Raw genomic sequence first — 14,627 nt, forward strand, 5'->3', positions numbered from 1 at the left:
ACGGGCGGCACCGCACGCACCCCACGGACGGCGGGCGAGACGAGCGGCACCGCCCGGCGGCCGTCGAAACCGCCGGTGGATAATCGGACCCATGAGCAGCAGCGCCCAACACCAGCCCGGCCGCCTCGTTCTCGCCACCCGCAACGCACACAAGGTCACCGAGCTCCAGGCCATCCTCACCGACGCCGGCACGGACCTCGAACTCCTCGGCGCCGACGCCTACCCCGACATCCCCGACGTCAAAGAGACCGGCGTGACCTTCGCCGAGAACGCCCTCCTCAAGGCCCGCACCCTCGCACAGGGCACAGGACTCCCCGCCGTCGCCGACGACTCCGGCCTGTGCGTCGACGTCCTCGGCGGAGCCCCCGGCATCTTCTCCGCCCGCTGGGCCGGACGGCACGGCGACGACAAGGCCAACCTCGACCTGCTGCTCGCCCAGCTCGCCGACATCGACGCCGCACACCGCTCGGCCCACTTCGCCTGCGCGGCGGCGCTCGCCCTCCCCGACGGCACGGAACGCGTCACCGAGGGCCGGCTCCGCGGCACCCTCCGGCACGCACCCTCCGGCACGGGCGGCTTCGGCTACGACCCGATCCTCCAGCCCGACGGCGAAACCCGTACCTGCGCGGAACTCACCCCCGAGGAGAAGAACGCGATCAGCCACCGCGGCCGCGCGTTCCGCGCCCTGGCCCGGGAGATCAGGGAACTGGTGCGCTGAGCGAGCGGTACCGGGAAGACGAACGGGCCCCACTCGGAATGCCGAGTGGGGCCCGGTTGTGCGCGAGGAGGGACTCGAACCCTCACGCCCGCAGGCACCGGGACCTAAACCCGGCTCGTCTGCCAATTCCGACACTCGCGCTCGCCAGCGCAGTCTACTGCCGCGGAGGACCGGCCGATCTCGCTCCCCGCCCGCGGTTGCGTCCGCACCAGGTGTCGGTCACCGCGTGACAGTTCGGGCACAGACAGCGCAGATTCTCCGGTCTGTTGTCACGCCAGTCTCCGTTGACGTGGTCGATCTGCAGCGTCATCGGCCGCCCGTTCCAGGAGTCCGGGTTGGCGCAGCCGACACATGCGTACGGCACCCCGGTCTCGTCCAGTGCTCTGCGCAGCCGCGCATGGTTGACGCGCGGCATGCCCTCGGGGCGGACCCGGAGGACGTCCTGGGCGTTCCGCTTCGCCGGCACGGACCGCCGAGCAGTCGCCACCGGCCGGCGGAAATGGGACGTGTCCAGGCCGAGCCGGGTCGCACGCCGCTGGATCTTCGTGCGGTTCGACTCGTTCACCTGCATGCGCAGTTCGGGCAGCACTCCGGCATGGGAATCGCTCCGCGCCACGGCTTCACGAAGCGCCGCTTCGGGGACGGCGACGCGGGCGTGGGAGAAATGCGAGACGTCCGCCCCTGCTTCATGCAGCATCCTGCGCAATGCGGCGCGGGAGCGGCCGTCGTCCGGCAGACCGAGGTCCCGTGCAAGGGCGCGAAGACTGCGCACGGACTGGGCCGCCCTCCGCAGCTCCTCGCCGGAGAAGGGCAACTCGGCCCCGTGCCGGTTCAAGCCCGGGAAGTGGCCCGCATCCACACCTGATGCGGCTATGCGCCGGCGGATGTGGGAGAGGGTCCCCGTCGACGGCGCGACGCCCAGTGCGGCGGCCACTTCCCGGAGCCTGGTGGAAGAGGCCACTGCCTGCGCGATCTGCTCGTCCGAATACTTGCTCCAGGGGCTGCGGCCTGTGAAATGACCTGTGTCCAGGCCGTGTTCGGCCACAGCTTTCTGCAGCGAGCGGCGGCGGCTCCGCTGGCACGCACGCCCAGAGTGCGCATCAACTGCGACCAGTTCGAGGAGGCGCCCACCGCCTCCGCCAGTTGCTCGCGTGTGTACTTGGTCCCCCGCAACGCTTCCGCCTCTCCCGCGTCCCCGCCGGGAGTGCCGTCGGCACCGGCCGCGTTCCCGGACATCCGTAGTGGTCTCGCACAGATCAACGACCGGGACGGGCCACGGTTACGCCGTTCGGGGCGGGGGAGGCAGTCCGGACCCGCCTCCTCAGGCAGGTCCCGACGACGCCGAGCGGGCCGCCGGTCAGGAACGGAACGCGCCATCCCCACGGGACGAGGTCGCCCTCGCTGAGGGCGTGCTGGAGGACTGCCGCGATGGCTGGCGCGCACGAGTATCCGGCGTGCACGCACACCGGCGCCCTGTGCACTTCCTGCCGCGACCGCGGAAATCGCACAGGGCGGTTCTCTGTCTCTGCTCCGGTTCTGTCCCCCTGCCGGCTTCCGGCCGCCGGCTCCGGATCCGGCTCGTGACTCCGGTCCTGGCCGTGCTCCGAATCCGGCTCCTGACTCAGGTCCCGGCCATGCTCCGGGTCCGCCTCCTGCTCCGGCTTGTCCGGCAGGGGCGGGGCCGCCCGGCCTACTTCTCCAGTTCGAGGTCCTTGATCAGCTTGGCGACGTGTCCCGTCGCCTTCACGTTGTACAGGGCGCGCTCCACCTGGCCGTCGGCGTCGACGATCACGGTCGAGCGGATCACACCGGTCACGGTCTTGCCGTACAGCTTCTTCTCGCCGAAGGCGCCGTACGCCTGCATGACCTCCTTGGACGGGTCGCCGACGAGCGTGACCCCGAGGTTCTCCTTCTCCCGGAACTTCGCGAGCTTTTCGGGCTTGTCCGGGGAGACGCCGATGACGTCGTAGCCGGCGCCGCCGAGCAGGTCGAGGTTGTCGGTGAAGTCGCAGGCCTGCTTGGTGCAGCCCGGAGTCATCGCCGCGGGGTAGAAGTAGACGATGACCTTGCGGCCCTTGTGGCCGGCGAGCGAGACCTGCTTGCCGTCCGCATCCGGCAGGGAGAAGTCGGGGGCGGTGTCGCCGGGCTGCAGTCGCTCACTCATCTGTGCTCCTCGGTGTCGCTGTCGTCGGTCCCGAGAGTAGCCGCACCGTTCCGCGCCGGGGGTGCCGCGGGCCACCACGTGCGGTGAGCTGAGAGACTGTACGGCAGGCTCGTCCGACGGCCCGCGGCGCTCGCACCTTCCGGTGTCACCGTTCCGTGGGGGGCGAGTTCGCGCGGCCGGTCCGGGGAACGCGGAGAGGCAGCGGAAGCGACGAGCGTGACCGTGCCGCCCACCGGGGCGGCCGACTGGCCGGAACCGGGCCTTGGTTGGCCGGTGAACGGCGTATGACGACGTATGAGCGACGGATCGATCGACGGAGGCGGCGCGGTGCCACAGGGCAGGACTCCCGCGGACATCGAGGCGGACATCATCAGCAGGCGGCGTGAACTCGCCGCGACGCTCGACGAGATCGCTGTCCGCGTGCACCCCAGGACGATCGCGGGGGACGCGAAGGCCAAGGCTGCCGCGGCCGTGGACCGTACGGCGGGGCGCGCCTATGTGGCGGCCAATCGCGCGGTAGCGGACGTGCGGTCGCAGTTCGTCGACGAGAAGGGCTCGCCCCGTCTGGAGCGGCTGGTGCCGGTGGCCGTGGTCGCCGTGGTCGTCGTGGGCGGGCTGTTCGCGCTCTCGTCTCGCCGCCGTCAGCGCTGAGCCCCTGGGATACGGTCTAGCCGTGAGTTCCGAAACGTCTACCGGCCGTGCGGCCCCCGGCGCGAAGGCCGGCGCGGGCTCGGGCATGGCGCACCACGACAAGCTGCCCATCCGGATGCTGCACGACAGGGTGCTGGTCCGTACGGACATCGAGGAGGGCGAGCGGCGTTCGTCGGGCGGGATCGTGATTCCCGCGACGGCGGCGGTGGGTCGCCGGCTGGCGTGGGCCGAGGTCGTTGCGGTCGGGCAGAACGTCCGTACGGTCGAGCCGGGTGACCGTGTGCTCTACGACCCGGAGGACAGGGCCGAGGTCGAGGTGCGGGGTGTCGCGTACGTGCTGATGCGGGAGCGCGATCTGCACGCGGTGGCCTCCGAGCGGCTTCAGGGCTCGGAGGATTCGACGGGGCTCTATCTGTGAGGCGGGGGGTCGCGGAGCCGTCGCCGTCCCGCGCCCTCGGCCTGCGTCCGTGAGGTCTCGCCTCCCGTTCGCGCCTCCCGTTCGCGGATCCCGTTCGTGGGCCCCGTTCGGAGCGCTTGAGGCTTCGCGGGGCTTGAGTCTTCGCGGGGCTTGAGTCTTCGCGGGGCTTGAGTCTTCGCGGGGCTTGAGTCTTCGCGGGAGTTGAGGCCTCACCCCGCTTCGGCCGCCCGCCCCTCCCTTCGGCTGCCGGGCGAACCCGCGCCCGTCAACGGCCCGCCCGGTCCTCGCCCGTCAGCCGCCCTCCCATTCGTCGCCCGACGCCGTGATGCGGGCGGCAGTGGCCGGCTGTCCCGTCGTGTTGCCGCCCTGCCAGCCGCCCCCGTCACCGGGACCGCCCGAGGTGCCCTCGGTGTCGCCGCCGTTCTGCCCGTCCGTGTTGCCGCCTTCGAGGCCGCCTGTCGGCGGGGTTCCGGGGTCCGTGGGCTCGGTCGGCGGGGTGCTGGGTGTGCCGGGGTCGGTGGGCGGCGTCGTGGGGCCGGTGGTCGGCGGCTCCGAGGTGGGGCCGCCGTCGCTGGGCGGGATGCTGGGGCCCTCGCTGCCCGGGGGCTTCGTGCCGGGGATGTCGGCGTCGCCTCCGGTCTTCAGGTCGAAGTCGCGTACGGGCTCCCCTTTGAGGGCGGCTTTCGTGTAGTCGCCCCAGATCTCGGCGGGGAAGCCGCCGCCGTTGATGCGTTTGAGCCCGGCAGCTCCATAGAGGGGCTTCTGCACACCGGTCTCGGAGTTCTGACCCATCACGCTGATGACGGTGGCAAGTTCGGGCGTGTATCCCGCGAACCAGGCCGCCTTGTCCTCCTCGGCGGTGCCGGTCTTCCCGGCCGCGGGGCGCCCCGCGCTCTGTGCCGCGGTTCCGGTGCCACCCTGAACGACCTTGCGCAGTACGGCGGTTGTGGCGTCGGCGGCGCTGCGCTCGACCTGTTCGGAGACGTCGCGCTCGGGCAGGTCGATGACTTCCCCACCGTGCGTGGCCTTCTCCACGAGGCTGTAGTGGCCGCGTTTGCCGTGGTTGGCGAGCGTGGCGTAGGCCTCTGCCATGTCGGTGGTGGAGGCGGTGGCGACGCCGAGGGCGATCGAGCCGTCCTCGGGCATGTTGGGGGTCTTCTCGGGGAGGCCGAGGTCGATGGCGGTGCGCTTGACCTTCTTGGGGCCGACGTCGACGCCCATCTGCGCGAAGACGGAGTTGACGGACTTGTTCATGGCCTGGGAGACGGGGATGTCGCCGTAGGACTTCTCGTCCTCGTTCTCGGGGGCGTAGTCGGTGCCCTGGCCGTCGCTGACGACTTCGCGCTTGTTGGTGCCGTCGTAGATGGTGCCGGCGGTGATGCGGCGTCCGTCCTGGGTCTCGGCGTCGTTCTGCAGTGCCGAGGTGAAGATGAACGGCTTGAAGGTGGAGCCGACCTGGTAGTCGCGGCGGGTGGCGTTGTTGACGTACTGCTCGGTGTAGTCGATGCCGCCGTACATGGCGACGATCTTCCCGGACTCGGGGTCGACGGAAGTGCCGCCGGCGCGCACGTACTTGTCGACTTTCCGGTCCTTGTCGAGCTTGGACATCAGCCGCTTCTCGACCGCTTTGCCCATGGCTTTCTGCCGCTTCGGGTCGAGCGTGGTCGTGATGCGGAACCCGCCGGCCGCCAGGCGGCGTTCGTCGATGATGTCGTTGCTTATCAGGTAGTTCTTGACGGCTTCCACGAGATAGCCGCGCTGGCCGGACAAGCCGGTCGCGGGCTTGTCGCGGCCGGGTTCGGGGAACTTGAACGCTTCCCGCTCGGAACGGCTGATCCAGTTCTTCTTGAGCATGCCGTCGAGTACGTAGTGCCAGCGGGCGACGGCCCGTTTGCGGTTCTCGGGGTGCGCCTGGGTGTCGTAGGCGTTGGGCGAGTTGACGAGGGCGGCGAGGTAGGCGCCCTCGGCGGTGCTGAGTTCGTCGACGTCCTTGCCGTAGTAGGCCTGGGCCGCGGCCTGTATGCCGTAGGCGTTGCGCCCGAAGTAGCTGGTGTTGAGGTAGCCCTCGAGGATGTCTGCCTTGCTGACCTCGTTGTCCAGCTTCAGGGCGATGAAGAACTCCTTGGCCTTGCGCGTGAGGGTCTGGTCCTGGCTGAGGTAGTAGTTCTTGACGTACTGCTGCGTGATCGTCGAGCCGGACTGCTTTCCGCCGCCGGTGACCATGTTCCAGCCCGCGCGGAGCATCGCCTTCGGGTCGACGGCCGATTCCTGGTAGAACTCGCGGTCCTCGGCGGCCAGGACGGCTTCCTGCACGCTCTTGGGGACTTGGGCGAGCTTGATGTTCTCCCTGTTGATCTCGCCGTCGCGGGCGATCTGCGAGCCGTCGGAGTAGAGGAAGACGTTGGTCTGGGCGGCGGCGGCCTTGTTCGCCGGGGGGATGCTCACCAGGAGGTAGCCGGCCACAAGGACGCCGCAGGCGAGGACCAGCAGCAGCATCGTCCCGCCCAGGGCCCACCGCCAGGTGGGCACCAGCCGGCGGAGGCCGGTCCTGCTGCGGGCGCTCCCCGTTGCTTTCGCCTCGTCGCTCATCTCTTCTGGGACCCCTCGTCCGAATTCGGGCGATCCGGTCATAACGCCCATCGTCGTAAGCGCGCCTGCTCGATCGTCCAGCTCACCGGGGTCAGTCGTACACGAGCGCGGCCCCGTCACTGTACGTGCCACGGATCGGTGACCGTGCACGTGAATAATCGTTGGCTGCCCGCTTCCCGCGTGAGCTAGGCTCCTTCGTTTCCCAATCGTGAGAAAGCCACGAGGAACCTCTACTGGGATAGACGGAGAAAGGCTTCAAAAGGATGCGCCTGCGAGGCGTCTATTTCGCGGTGGCGGCCGGCAGCTTCCACCGTTACTCCACGTACCGGGTCGCCACGGCGGCCGGAGTGTTCACCAACACCGTCTTCGGCTTCATCCTCGCCTTCACCTTCAGCGCCCTGTGGAGCGAGCGCCCGCACCTGGGCGGCTACGACGAGTCACAGGCGCTGACCTTCGTGTGGATGGGCCAGGCGATGCTCGCCGCCGCGGCGCTGATCGGCGGGGGCTTCCAGGAGGAGCTGCAGGAGCGCATCCGCACGGGGGACGTCGCCGTCGACCTCTACCGGCCCGCCGACCTTCAGCTGTGGTGGCTGGCCGCCGACCTCGGCCGGGCCGGCTTCCACCTGCTGGCCCGTGGCGCCGCACCCGTGGCCTTCGGCGCGTTCTTCTTCGAACTGGCCCTGCCCGCATCGCCGTTGGTGTGGCTGGCCTTTCTCGCGTCGGTCACGCTCGGCATCGTCACGGGCTTCGCACTGCGTTACCTGTTCGCACTGAGCGCCTTCTGGCTGCTGGACGGCACGGGCTTGAACATGCTGAGCACGCTGCTGAGCATGTTCTTCTCGGGGATGCTGCTCCCGCTGACCGTCTTCCCCGGCGCCTTCGGCGAGGTGGTGCGTCTGCTGCCGTGGGCGGCGACCATGCAGGTCCCGGTGGACGTGCTGCTGGGCCGGTACGAGGGGGCAGGGGTGCTCTCGGCCTTCGGGTTCCAGTCGCTGTGGGCGCTGCTGCTGCTCGCGGCGGGCAGGGGGCTGCAGTCGCTGGCCACGCGGAAGGTGGTGGTCCAGGGTGGCTGAGCCGGCTCTGAGCGGTGGTGTGCGCACGGATGGCGCGGGGCCGGACGAGACGGCCGCGTATGGCGCCCGTGATCCCGGGGGGTCAGCCGTCGACCTGGACGGCGCGGCGGCCGATGGCCTCCTGGCCCGGCTGGGCTGGGGCCTGCGGGCGTACTGCTTCATCGCGGCGATGTGGGTGCGCTCCACGATGGTCTACCGGGCGTCGTTCGCGATGCTCGCTCTTGGCAGCTTCGCCACCTCGGCGCTCGACTTCGTCGCCATCATGATCATGTTCTCGCATGTGGAGGTCCTCGCGGGGTTCACCTTGCACGAGGTCGCCCTGCTGTACGGCACATGCGCGGCGTCCCTGGGCCTGGCGGACCTGCTGCTGGGCTCCTTCGACCGCGTGGGCACGCGGGTGCGGGACGGCACGATGGACGTGATCCTGGTGCGGCCCGTGCCCGCGCTGGCGCAGGTCGCCGCGGACCGGTTCGCGCTGCGGCGGCTGGGCCGCCTCGGCCAGAGCGTCCTGGTCCTGGGGTGGGCGCTGAGCGGTGTGCGGCTGGAGGGCGGCCCGTGGGCGCCCCTGCTGCTGGCGGTCACGGTGCTCAGCGGCACGGCGATCTTCGGCGCGGTCTTCGTCCTGGGCGGCGCCTTCCAGTTCGTCGCGCAGGACGCCGCGGAGGTGCAGAACTCCTTCACCTACGGCGGCGCGACGATGCTCCAGTACCCGCCGACGGTCTTCGCGAAGGACATGGTGCGCGGGGTGACGTTCGTGATCCCGCTGGCCTTCGTCAACTGGCTGCCCGTGCTGCGGCTGCTGGGCCGCGACGATCCACTGCGCCTGCCGGGGTGGGTGGACTTCGCGGGCCCTGCGGTGGCGGCGGGCTGCTGCGTCCTGGCCGGGCTGGCCTGGCGGGCGGGACTGCGGGCGTACCGCAGCACGGGCAGCTGAAGCATCACTGAACGGAACAGACGGAACGCAAAGCAACGGAACCGGCCGGAGGGTCCGGTTCGAGCACGGACGAGCAGCGCTGAGCGGTGACGAGCGGGAGGGGAACCCGAGGAGATGGACGGCGACTTCATCGTGCTGAAGGACCTGGAGAAGGTCTTCCACGTGCGCAGGAGAAGCGGCAGGCTGCGGCGCGAGCGGCGCGAAGTTCGTGCCGTCGACGGGATCTCCTTCGGCGTCGCGCGCGGCGAGATGGTCGGCTACATCGGCCCGAACGGCGCGGGGAAGTCGACGACGATCAAGATGCTCACCGGCATCCTCACGCCCAGCGGCGGGCGGCTGCGCGTCGCCGGTATCGACCCGGCCCGTGATCGCACCAGGCTGGCGCGGCGCATCGGTGTCGTCTTCGGGCAGCGCACGACCCTGTGGTGGGACCTGCCGCTGCGGGACTCCTACTCGCTCGTGCGCCGCATGTACCGCATCCCCGAGGCCCGGTACCGCCAGAACCTCGAGCGGTGCGTGGAACTGCTGGAGCTGGGAGACCTCCTCGAAGTCCCGGTGCGGCAGCTGTCGTTGGGGCAGCGCATGCGCGGCGACATCACGGCGGCGCTGCTGCACGACCCGGACGTGCTGTATCTGGACGAGCCGACGATCGGACTCGACGTCGTCAGCAAGGCGACGGTGCGCCGCTTCCTGAGCGACCTCAACGCGTCGCAAGGCACGACCGTCCTGCTGACCACCCACGACCTCACCGACATCGAGCAGCTGTGCAGGCGCGTGATGGTCATCGACCACGGACGCCTGATGTACGACGGTGCCCTGGCGGGGCTGCACGAGGTCGGTGAGAGCGAACGGACGCTCGTGGTGGACCTGGAGCGTGAACTGCCCCCGATCGAGGGGATCGAGGGCGCGCGCACCGTGCGGACGGAGGGCCCGCGCCAGTGGCTCGCCTTCCCCGCGTCGGCGAGCGCCGCACCGATCGTCTCGCGGATCGCCGAAGGCTATCCGCTCGTGGACCTGTCCGTGCGGGAGCCGGAGATCGAGGACGTCATCGCCCGCATGTACGGGGCGGGTTGACCGGCCTCTACGTCGTGGCGGGCGAGGAGCCCTTCAGCATCTTCAGGTCCAGCGCTTCGGCCATCGCCCTGTACCCGTTGTCGCTGGGGTGCAGGTGGTCGCCGGAGTCGTAGGCCGGGCGCAGGCGGTTGGGGTTGGCCGGGTCCCGCAGCGCGGCGTCGAAGTCGACGACGTCGTCGAAGACCTTGCCCGAGCGGATCTCCTCGTTGACCCGCTGGCGGATCGTGTCCAACTGCTGTTCGTAGCCCCGGTGTCCGCCGAAGGGGGTGAGGGTGCCGCCGACGACGCGCAGATTGCGCGCGTGCGCGTACTTCACCAACTGCCGCAGCCCGTCGACGATTCGTTCGGGGTCGCGCTGCCGGGGCTGCTTGATGATGTCGTTGAGGCCCATCTCGATGACGACGGCCTTGACCCCGGCCTGCGAGAGCACGTCGCGCTGCATCCGTGTCAGGCCGCTGGGGCCGTTGTTGGGCGAGTAGCGGGGCCCGTCGACGAGGACGCGGTTACCGCTGATGCCGCCGTTGAGGACGCTGTACCGGGGCGCTCCCCGCTCCGTGCGCAGACGTTCGGCGAGGAAGTCCGTCCAGCGGCGGTTGGCGCCCGGGCTGGAGGTGATGCCGTCGGTGATGGAGTCGCCGAGCACGGCTACCGCGCCGCGCGTCTGACTGGTCCACACATCGACGGCGGTGAGATGACGCCAGTACGGGCTCTGCTGGGTGAAAGCCGTGCCCGAGGTCTCCTCGGCCTTGTCGCCCTGTGCCACGTAGCTGGTCTGACGCGCGTAGGGGTGGTACGTGACGGGCCCGGACGGCTTCGGGGAGTAGGTGGTGACGAGGAGGTCGGCGGCGTGCGGGACGTTGAGTCTCACCGAGTCGCTGACCGCCTTGCGGCCCGGAGGGATGGTCACCGAGCGGGAGTTGCCGAAGGTCAGCCGGCGCATCGTGCCTGTGGCCGCCGTGGGGTTGCTGGGTGCGGCGGCGAGGGCGAGCGTCGCGTGCGTGATCGTGAGGGGCTTGGTGCCGTAGAGGTTGGAGAGGGTGATGCGGGCGCCCGATCCGCCCACCGAGGTGTGGACGACGTTGCGTATCGACATCTTGGCGTAGCCGTCAGCGGTGTTGGGCTCGGCCGCGACGGCGGGGGCCGACCAGGTTCCCACCCAGTTGCCCGAGGAGGCGGGCGCGGCGGAGTCACGGGTGCCCTGCGTGATGCCGTCCAGACTGCCGTCGTCGCCGCCCACACCGATGAAGACGGCGGTGGACACCAGCACGACGATGGCCGCCAGACCGGCCAGCAAGGCATAACCCATGTTTCTGGTCACGCGCGGTGTGTCTCCTCGGGCAGGCGGAGCCCGAGGCTCCGAGTGGTCGCGGTGGAATGATCCCACGATCGCGGCGAGGCCCTCTCCCCGGGGGGCGGCCAGGCCGGGGCGACCCGGGTGGTCGTCCGCAATGACAGACGCCGTATGCCCGAGCTTCGTTCCACCTGTCAGGCACCTTGGGACACTGTAGGGGGGACAGGCCGAACGGTGGAGTGGATGGATCAGGTAAAAGCGGGCGACGTGGCCGCCGCAGGCGCGGGCGGAGTGAGGGCAATCACAGACGGGAAGGCCGGGCGGTCCGCGGGCCCTGGCTCGAACGGCCGTACGGACAGCGGCAGTTCGGGCCGTGGCGCGGCATCGGGTTCCGGCGCCGCATCTGGTTCCGGCGCCGCATCGGCTTCCGGCGGGCGGCCCCCGAACCCGGGCCCCCTGGGCACCTTCACCGCGGCGGACGAGGAGCGGCGCCGCGGCGTGCGCAGGATGAAGACCATCGCGACAGGCGCATTGCTGCTGATGGCCGCGGTGTTCGTGCTGGCGAAGTGGGCGCAGCACGAGGGTGCGGGAGTCTGGAGCGGATATGTCGCGGCTGCCGCCGAGGCGGGGATGGTGGGCGCGCTGGCGGACTGGTTCGCGGTGACGGCGCTCTTCCGGCATCCGCTCGGGCTGCCGATCCCCCACACCGCCATCATTCCCACCAAGAAGGATCAACTCGGACACACGCTCGGGGAGTTCGTCGGCGAGAACTTCCTCTCCGGTGACGTCGTACGGTCGCGGCTGCGGGCGGTGGGCATCGCCGGCCGCCTCGGTTCGTGGCTCGCGCAGCCGGAGCACGCGGACCGGGTGACCTCGGAGCTGTCGACGGCGCTGCGCGGCGCGCTGGCCGTCCTGCGGGACTCGGATGTGCAGGCGGTGGTGGGCGAGGCCATCACGCGCCGCGCCGACGCGCAGGAGATCGCACCGGCGCTGGGGTCGATGCTGGAGCGCGTCGTGGCCGACCAGGGCCACAGGCGCGTGGTGGATCTGGTGTGCGGGCGGGCGGCGCAGTGGCTGGAGCAGCACAGCGACTCCGTGGTCGAGGCGGTCACCGGCGGTGCGCCGGGCTGGACGCCCCGCTTCATCGACCGGCGCGTGGGCGACCGCGTCTACCGGGAGTTGCTGCGGTTCGTGACGGAGATGCGGGACATGCCGGAGCACCCGGCTCGCGGGGCGATCGACCGCTTCCTGACGGACTTCGCGGCGGACCTGCGGTCGGATCCGCAGACGCGGGCGCGGGTGGAACGGCTCAAGAGCGACGTACTCGGCCGCAGCGAGGTGCAGGACCTGATCTCCTCGGCCTGGAACTCGGTGCGTTCGATGATCGTCGCGGCGGCGGAGGACGAGAGCAGCCAACTGCGCGTGCGGGCAAGGGCGTCGCTGCTGTCGCTGGGACAGCGGATGGTCTCGGACGGCCGTCTGCGGGGCAAGGTCGACGGCTGGATCGAGGATGCCGCGGTGTACGTCGTCACCACGTACCGGAACGAGATCACGTCACTGATCACAGAGACGGTCGCGGGCTGGGACGCCGAACACACGTCGAAGAAGATCGAGGCGCACATCGGCCGTGATCTTCAGTTCATCCGTCTCAACGGCACAGTCGTCGGCTCGATGGCGGGACTTGCGATCTATGCGCTGGTGAACCTGGTCACCCACTGAGCCCGCACCGTGGCGGGGGGGTGCCTCTATGTCTTTCGTCAAGCGGTGGCTGGGGTGCGGGGTTCGTAGAAGGTGCTGTCGCGGAGCATGGCGAAGATGACGCTGGTGCGGTGGCGGGCGAGGCGGAGGAGGGCTTGGGTGTGGGTTTTGCCCCGGGCTCGGCATCTGTCGTAGTAGCTGCGGGAGGCCGGGTCGTGGAGGGCGGCGAACGCGGAGAGGAACATGGCGCGCTTCAGCTGCCGGTTGCCGGCTCTGGGGGCGTGTTCGCCGTGGATCGAGGTCCCCGACGACTTTGTCGCCGGTGCGAGACCGGCGTAGGAAGCCAGGTGGGCGGCGGTGGGAAACGAGCTGCCGTCGCCGATGGTGACCAGGAGAACTGCGGCGGTCCTGACGCCGACGCCGGGCATCGACGTCAGGACCGTGGAAAGAGGGTGGGCCTCCAGCAGGGCCTCGATCTGGGCTTCCAGGGCCCCGCGTTGCTCGTGGACGGCTGCGAGGGACTTGGCCAGCGAGGGCACGATCACATCCAGGGTGCCGGTCCCGGGGACGACGACGGTCTGTTCGTCGAGTGCGGCGAAGACGTCGTCGATGAGCCGTTCGGCCATGCGCGGAGCTCTGGGTCGGATGACCTCAATGAGCCTGCGGCGGCCCGCCTTTCGCAGGGCTGCCGGGGAGCCGTAGCGCTCCAGGAGCCAGGTGACCGCTGGGTGGTCCAGGCGTGGGCCCAGGACCCGTTCCAGGCTGGGGTGGAACTGGGTGAGCAGGCCGCGGATGCGGTTGGAGGTGCGGGTGGCCTCGGCGGCCAGGTCCTGGTCGAAGCCGACGAGCACGGTCAGCTCGGCAGTGATCTCGTCCGTCAGCTCCAGGGTGCGGAGGGTGTGGGGCATGGTGCGGGCGGCATCGGCGATGACCGTGGCGTCTTTCGCGTCGGTTTTGGCCTCGCCCGGGTAGAGGTCGGCGATCCGGCGCATCGCCAGTCCGGGCAAGTAGGCAACTTCGCAGCCGGCGTCCCGGGCGACTGCCAAGGGCAGGGCGCCGATCGAGGCGGGCTGGTCCACGACTACCAAGACGGTGCCGAACTTCTCGCGGAGTTTGTCGAAGACGGCCCGCAGTTTCGGTTCGCTGTTCGGAAGCAGTTTGTCGAAGACCTTCTTCCCGGTCGGGGTCAGCCCGTGGCCGTGGTGGGCGCTCTTGCCGACGTCCAGGCCGAGGAAGACGTCCACGTTGCTGATGTCGGTCACTGTGCCCCCACGTGTGTCGATGGCATGCCGGCCTCGGCGTTGGGGCCGCACGCGCGCATCCACGTTATGCAGACCTGCCGCCCGAAGGTTGGCCGGGCATTGCGCTCGGCCGGGCGGTGGTCGGACCTCTTATCAGCGTCTCCGACGGCACCCCTCGGGCCCGGTGACACCACCCCCCAGGTCATGGAATCGACAGGGGGCAACAGTCATGCCGGGCCCGGAGGCCAACGGCCCTCTTGCAGGACCGCGAAGAAGATAACGGGGCGGCCGTGACGCGGCCGCCCCGCCGAAACCACGCGTCAGCCCGTGCAGACCTTGGTCAGCTCGTCGGCCGCCTCGCCGACCGGACGCACATCGGGCTCGCGCCCGGCGTCGACGGCCTTCTGCGCGTCCTCGACTGCGCTGTTCATGTGGCCGACGGCCTTGTCGACGTCGGCGTCGCCCGTGCTGTCGTCGATCTTCTCGAGGTTCTTGTCGATGCGGTCTATCGACTCCTTCGCCTGCGCCGGGTCCTCGGAGGCGCCGGAGACGGCCTTCTGGAGATCGTCGGCCGCTTCGGCGACCGTGACTGCGGTGTTGGCGCAGCTGACCGCCTTGTCCACCGCGCTGCACCCGGTCAGAACGGTGGCGGCGAACGCTGCGGCGCCGAGAACGGGGAGCACGGGAGAACGACGCACAGGGACCTCTTCCTTGGCGATGGACGGGCCGCGCGGTTTGACCCGCGCGGCCCGTACCTCTTCAGACGTGTAAAGCAT

Annotated in this window: 13 protein-coding genes and 1 tRNA gene; 7 read left to right on the plus strand and 7 right to left on the minus strand. The window is 70.1% G+C overall.

Annotated elements, in window-relative coordinates; all coding sequences use genetic code 11:
* The first annotated feature begins 91 nt into the window (after nt 1–91).
* Nucleotides 92–718, plus strand: a complete 627-nt coding sequence (rdgB, locus tag EV375_RS09255) for an RdgB/HAM1 family non-canonical purine NTP pyrophosphatase (protein WP_130299026.1) — start codon at nt 92–94, stop codon at nt 716–718.
* A gap of 59 nt (nt 719–777) precedes the next feature.
* Here rdgB and EV375_RS09260 read toward each other — a convergent pair.
* From EV375_RS09260 to bcp, 3 genes are all read right to left on the minus strand, one after another.
* Nucleotides 778–859: transfer RNA gene (locus EV375_RS09260), tRNA-Leu, on the minus strand.
* Between the two features lie 13 nt (nt 860–872).
* Entirely contained in the window at nt 873–1,763 is an 891-nt protein-coding gene (locus EV375_RS09265; protein ID WP_486588376.1) for an HNH endonuclease signature motif containing protein, read from the minus strand.
* Between the two features lie 645 nt (nt 1,764–2,408).
* A complete protein-coding gene (gene bcp / locus EV375_RS09270; protein WP_130299027.1) occupies nt 2,409–2,882 on the minus strand; it encodes a thioredoxin-dependent thiol peroxidase in 474 nt (157 codons plus the stop codon).
* A gap of 327 nt (nt 2,883–3,209) precedes the next feature.
* Here bcp and EV375_RS09275 point away from each other — a divergent pair, with 327 nt between their 5' ends.
* Together EV375_RS09275 and EV375_RS09280 are read left to right on the plus strand one after the other, a co-directional pair.
* Nucleotides 3,210–3,533 (plus strand): DUF3618 domain-containing protein, encoded by a 324-nt coding sequence (locus EV375_RS09275; RefSeq protein ID WP_130301718.1) that lies wholly within the window; start codon nt 3,210–3,212, stop codon nt 3,531–3,533.
* An 85-nt stretch (nt 3,534–3,618) separates the two neighbouring features.
* A complete protein-coding gene (locus EV375_RS09280) occupies nt 3,619–3,951 on the plus strand; it encodes a GroES family chaperonin (protein WP_130301719.1) in 333 nt (110 codons plus the stop codon).
* 291 nt (nt 3,952–4,242) lie between these two features.
* Here the strand turns inward: EV375_RS09280 and EV375_RS09285 are convergent, their stop codons facing one another.
* Nucleotides 4,243–6,582 (minus strand): transglycosylase domain-containing protein, encoded by a 2,340-nt coding sequence (locus EV375_RS09285; RefSeq protein ID WP_486588377.1) that lies wholly within the window; start codon nt 6,580–6,582, stop codon nt 4,243–4,245.
* 221 nt (nt 6,583–6,803) lie between these two features.
* Here EV375_RS09285 and EV375_RS09290 point away from each other — a divergent pair, with 221 nt between their 5' ends.
* The 3 genes from EV375_RS09290 (at nt 6,804) to EV375_RS09300 (ending at nt 9,621) form a co-directional block, all read left to right on the plus strand.
* Nucleotides 6,804–7,613: an ABC-2 family transporter protein gene (locus tag EV375_RS09290; protein WP_130299029.1), complete on the plus strand. Its 810-nt coding sequence runs from the start codon at nt 6,804–6,806 to the stop codon at nt 7,611–7,613.
* Nucleotides 7,614–7,782: 169 nt separating this feature from the next.
* Nucleotides 7,783–8,547 carry an ABC transporter permease gene (locus EV375_RS09295; protein ID WP_130301720.1) on the plus strand — a complete coding sequence of 255 codons (765 nt, stop codon included), beginning with the start codon at nt 7,783–7,785 and terminating at the stop codon, nt 8,545–8,547.
* Nucleotides 8,548–8,661: 114 nt separating this feature from the next.
* Complete coding sequence (locus tag EV375_RS09300; RefSeq protein WP_130299030.1) at nt 8,662–9,621, plus strand: ATP-binding cassette domain-containing protein; 960 nt, start codon at nt 8,662–8,664, stop codon at nt 9,619–9,621.
* A gap of 7 nt (nt 9,622–9,628) precedes the next feature.
* Here the strand turns inward: EV375_RS09300 and EV375_RS09305 are convergent, their stop codons facing one another.
* Nucleotides 9,629–10,927, minus strand: a complete 1,299-nt coding sequence (locus tag EV375_RS09305) for an SGNH/GDSL hydrolase family protein (RefSeq protein ID WP_130301721.1) — start codon at nt 10,925–10,927, stop codon at nt 9,629–9,631.
* A gap of 228 nt (nt 10,928–11,155) precedes the next feature.
* Here EV375_RS09305 and EV375_RS09310 point away from each other — a divergent pair, with 228 nt between their 5' ends.
* Nucleotides 11,156–12,631 (plus strand): DUF445 family protein, encoded by a 1,476-nt coding sequence (locus EV375_RS09310; protein WP_130299031.1) that lies wholly within the window; start codon nt 11,156–11,158, stop codon nt 12,629–12,631.
* A 38-nt stretch (nt 12,632–12,669) separates the two neighbouring features.
* Here the strand turns inward: EV375_RS09310 and EV375_RS09315 are convergent, their stop codons facing one another.
* Nucleotides 12,670–13,872: an IS110 family RNA-guided transposase gene (locus tag EV375_RS09315; RefSeq protein WP_130298721.1), complete on the minus strand. Its 1,203-nt coding sequence runs from the start codon at nt 13,870–13,872 to the stop codon at nt 12,670–12,672.
* Nucleotides 13,873–14,171: 299 nt separating this feature from the next.
* On the minus strand, nt 14,172–14,627 hold the full coding sequence (locus tag EV375_RS09320; protein WP_486588378.1) for a syntaxin family protein: 456 nt from the start codon (nt 14,625–14,627) through the stop codon (nt 14,172–14,174).

The organism is Streptomyces sp. CNZ301 (assembly GCF_004217425.1).

Coding starts and splice junctions, on each gene's coding strand:
- rdgB (WP_130299026.1), top strand. CDS start 92: ATGAGCAGCAGCGCCCAACACCAGCCCGGCCGCCTCGTTCTCGCCACC.
- bcp (WP_130299027.1), bottom strand. CDS start 2,882: ATGAGTGAGCGACTGCAGCCCGGCGACACCGCCCCCGACTTCTCCCTG.
- EV375_RS09280 (WP_130301719.1), top strand. CDS start 3,619: ATGGCGCACCACGACAAGCTGCCCATCCGGATGCTGCACGACAGGGTG.
- EV375_RS09285 (WP_486588377.1), bottom strand. CDS start 6,582: ATGACCGGATCGCCCGAATTCGGACGAGGGGTCCCAGAAGAGATGAGC.
- EV375_RS09290 (WP_130299029.1), top strand. CDS start 6,804: ATGCGCCTGCGAGGCGTCTATTTCGCGGTGGCGGCCGGCAGCTTCCAC.
- EV375_RS09295 (WP_130301720.1), top strand. CDS start 7,783: ATGTGGGTGCGCTCCACGATGGTCTACCGGGCGTCGTTCGCGATGCTC.
- EV375_RS09300 (WP_130299030.1), top strand. CDS start 8,662: ATGGACGGCGACTTCATCGTGCTGAAGGACCTGGAGAAGGTCTTCCAC.
- EV375_RS09305 (WP_130301721.1), bottom strand. CDS start 10,927: ATGGGTTATGCCTTGCTGGCCGGTCTGGCGGCCATCGTCGTGCTGGTG.
- EV375_RS09310 (WP_130299031.1), top strand. CDS start 11,156: ATGGATCAGGTAAAAGCGGGCGACGTGGCCGCCGCAGGCGCGGGCGGA.
- EV375_RS09320 (WP_486588378.1), bottom strand. CDS start 14,627: ATGCTTTACACGTCTGAAGAGGTACGGGCCGCGCGGGTCAAACCGCGC.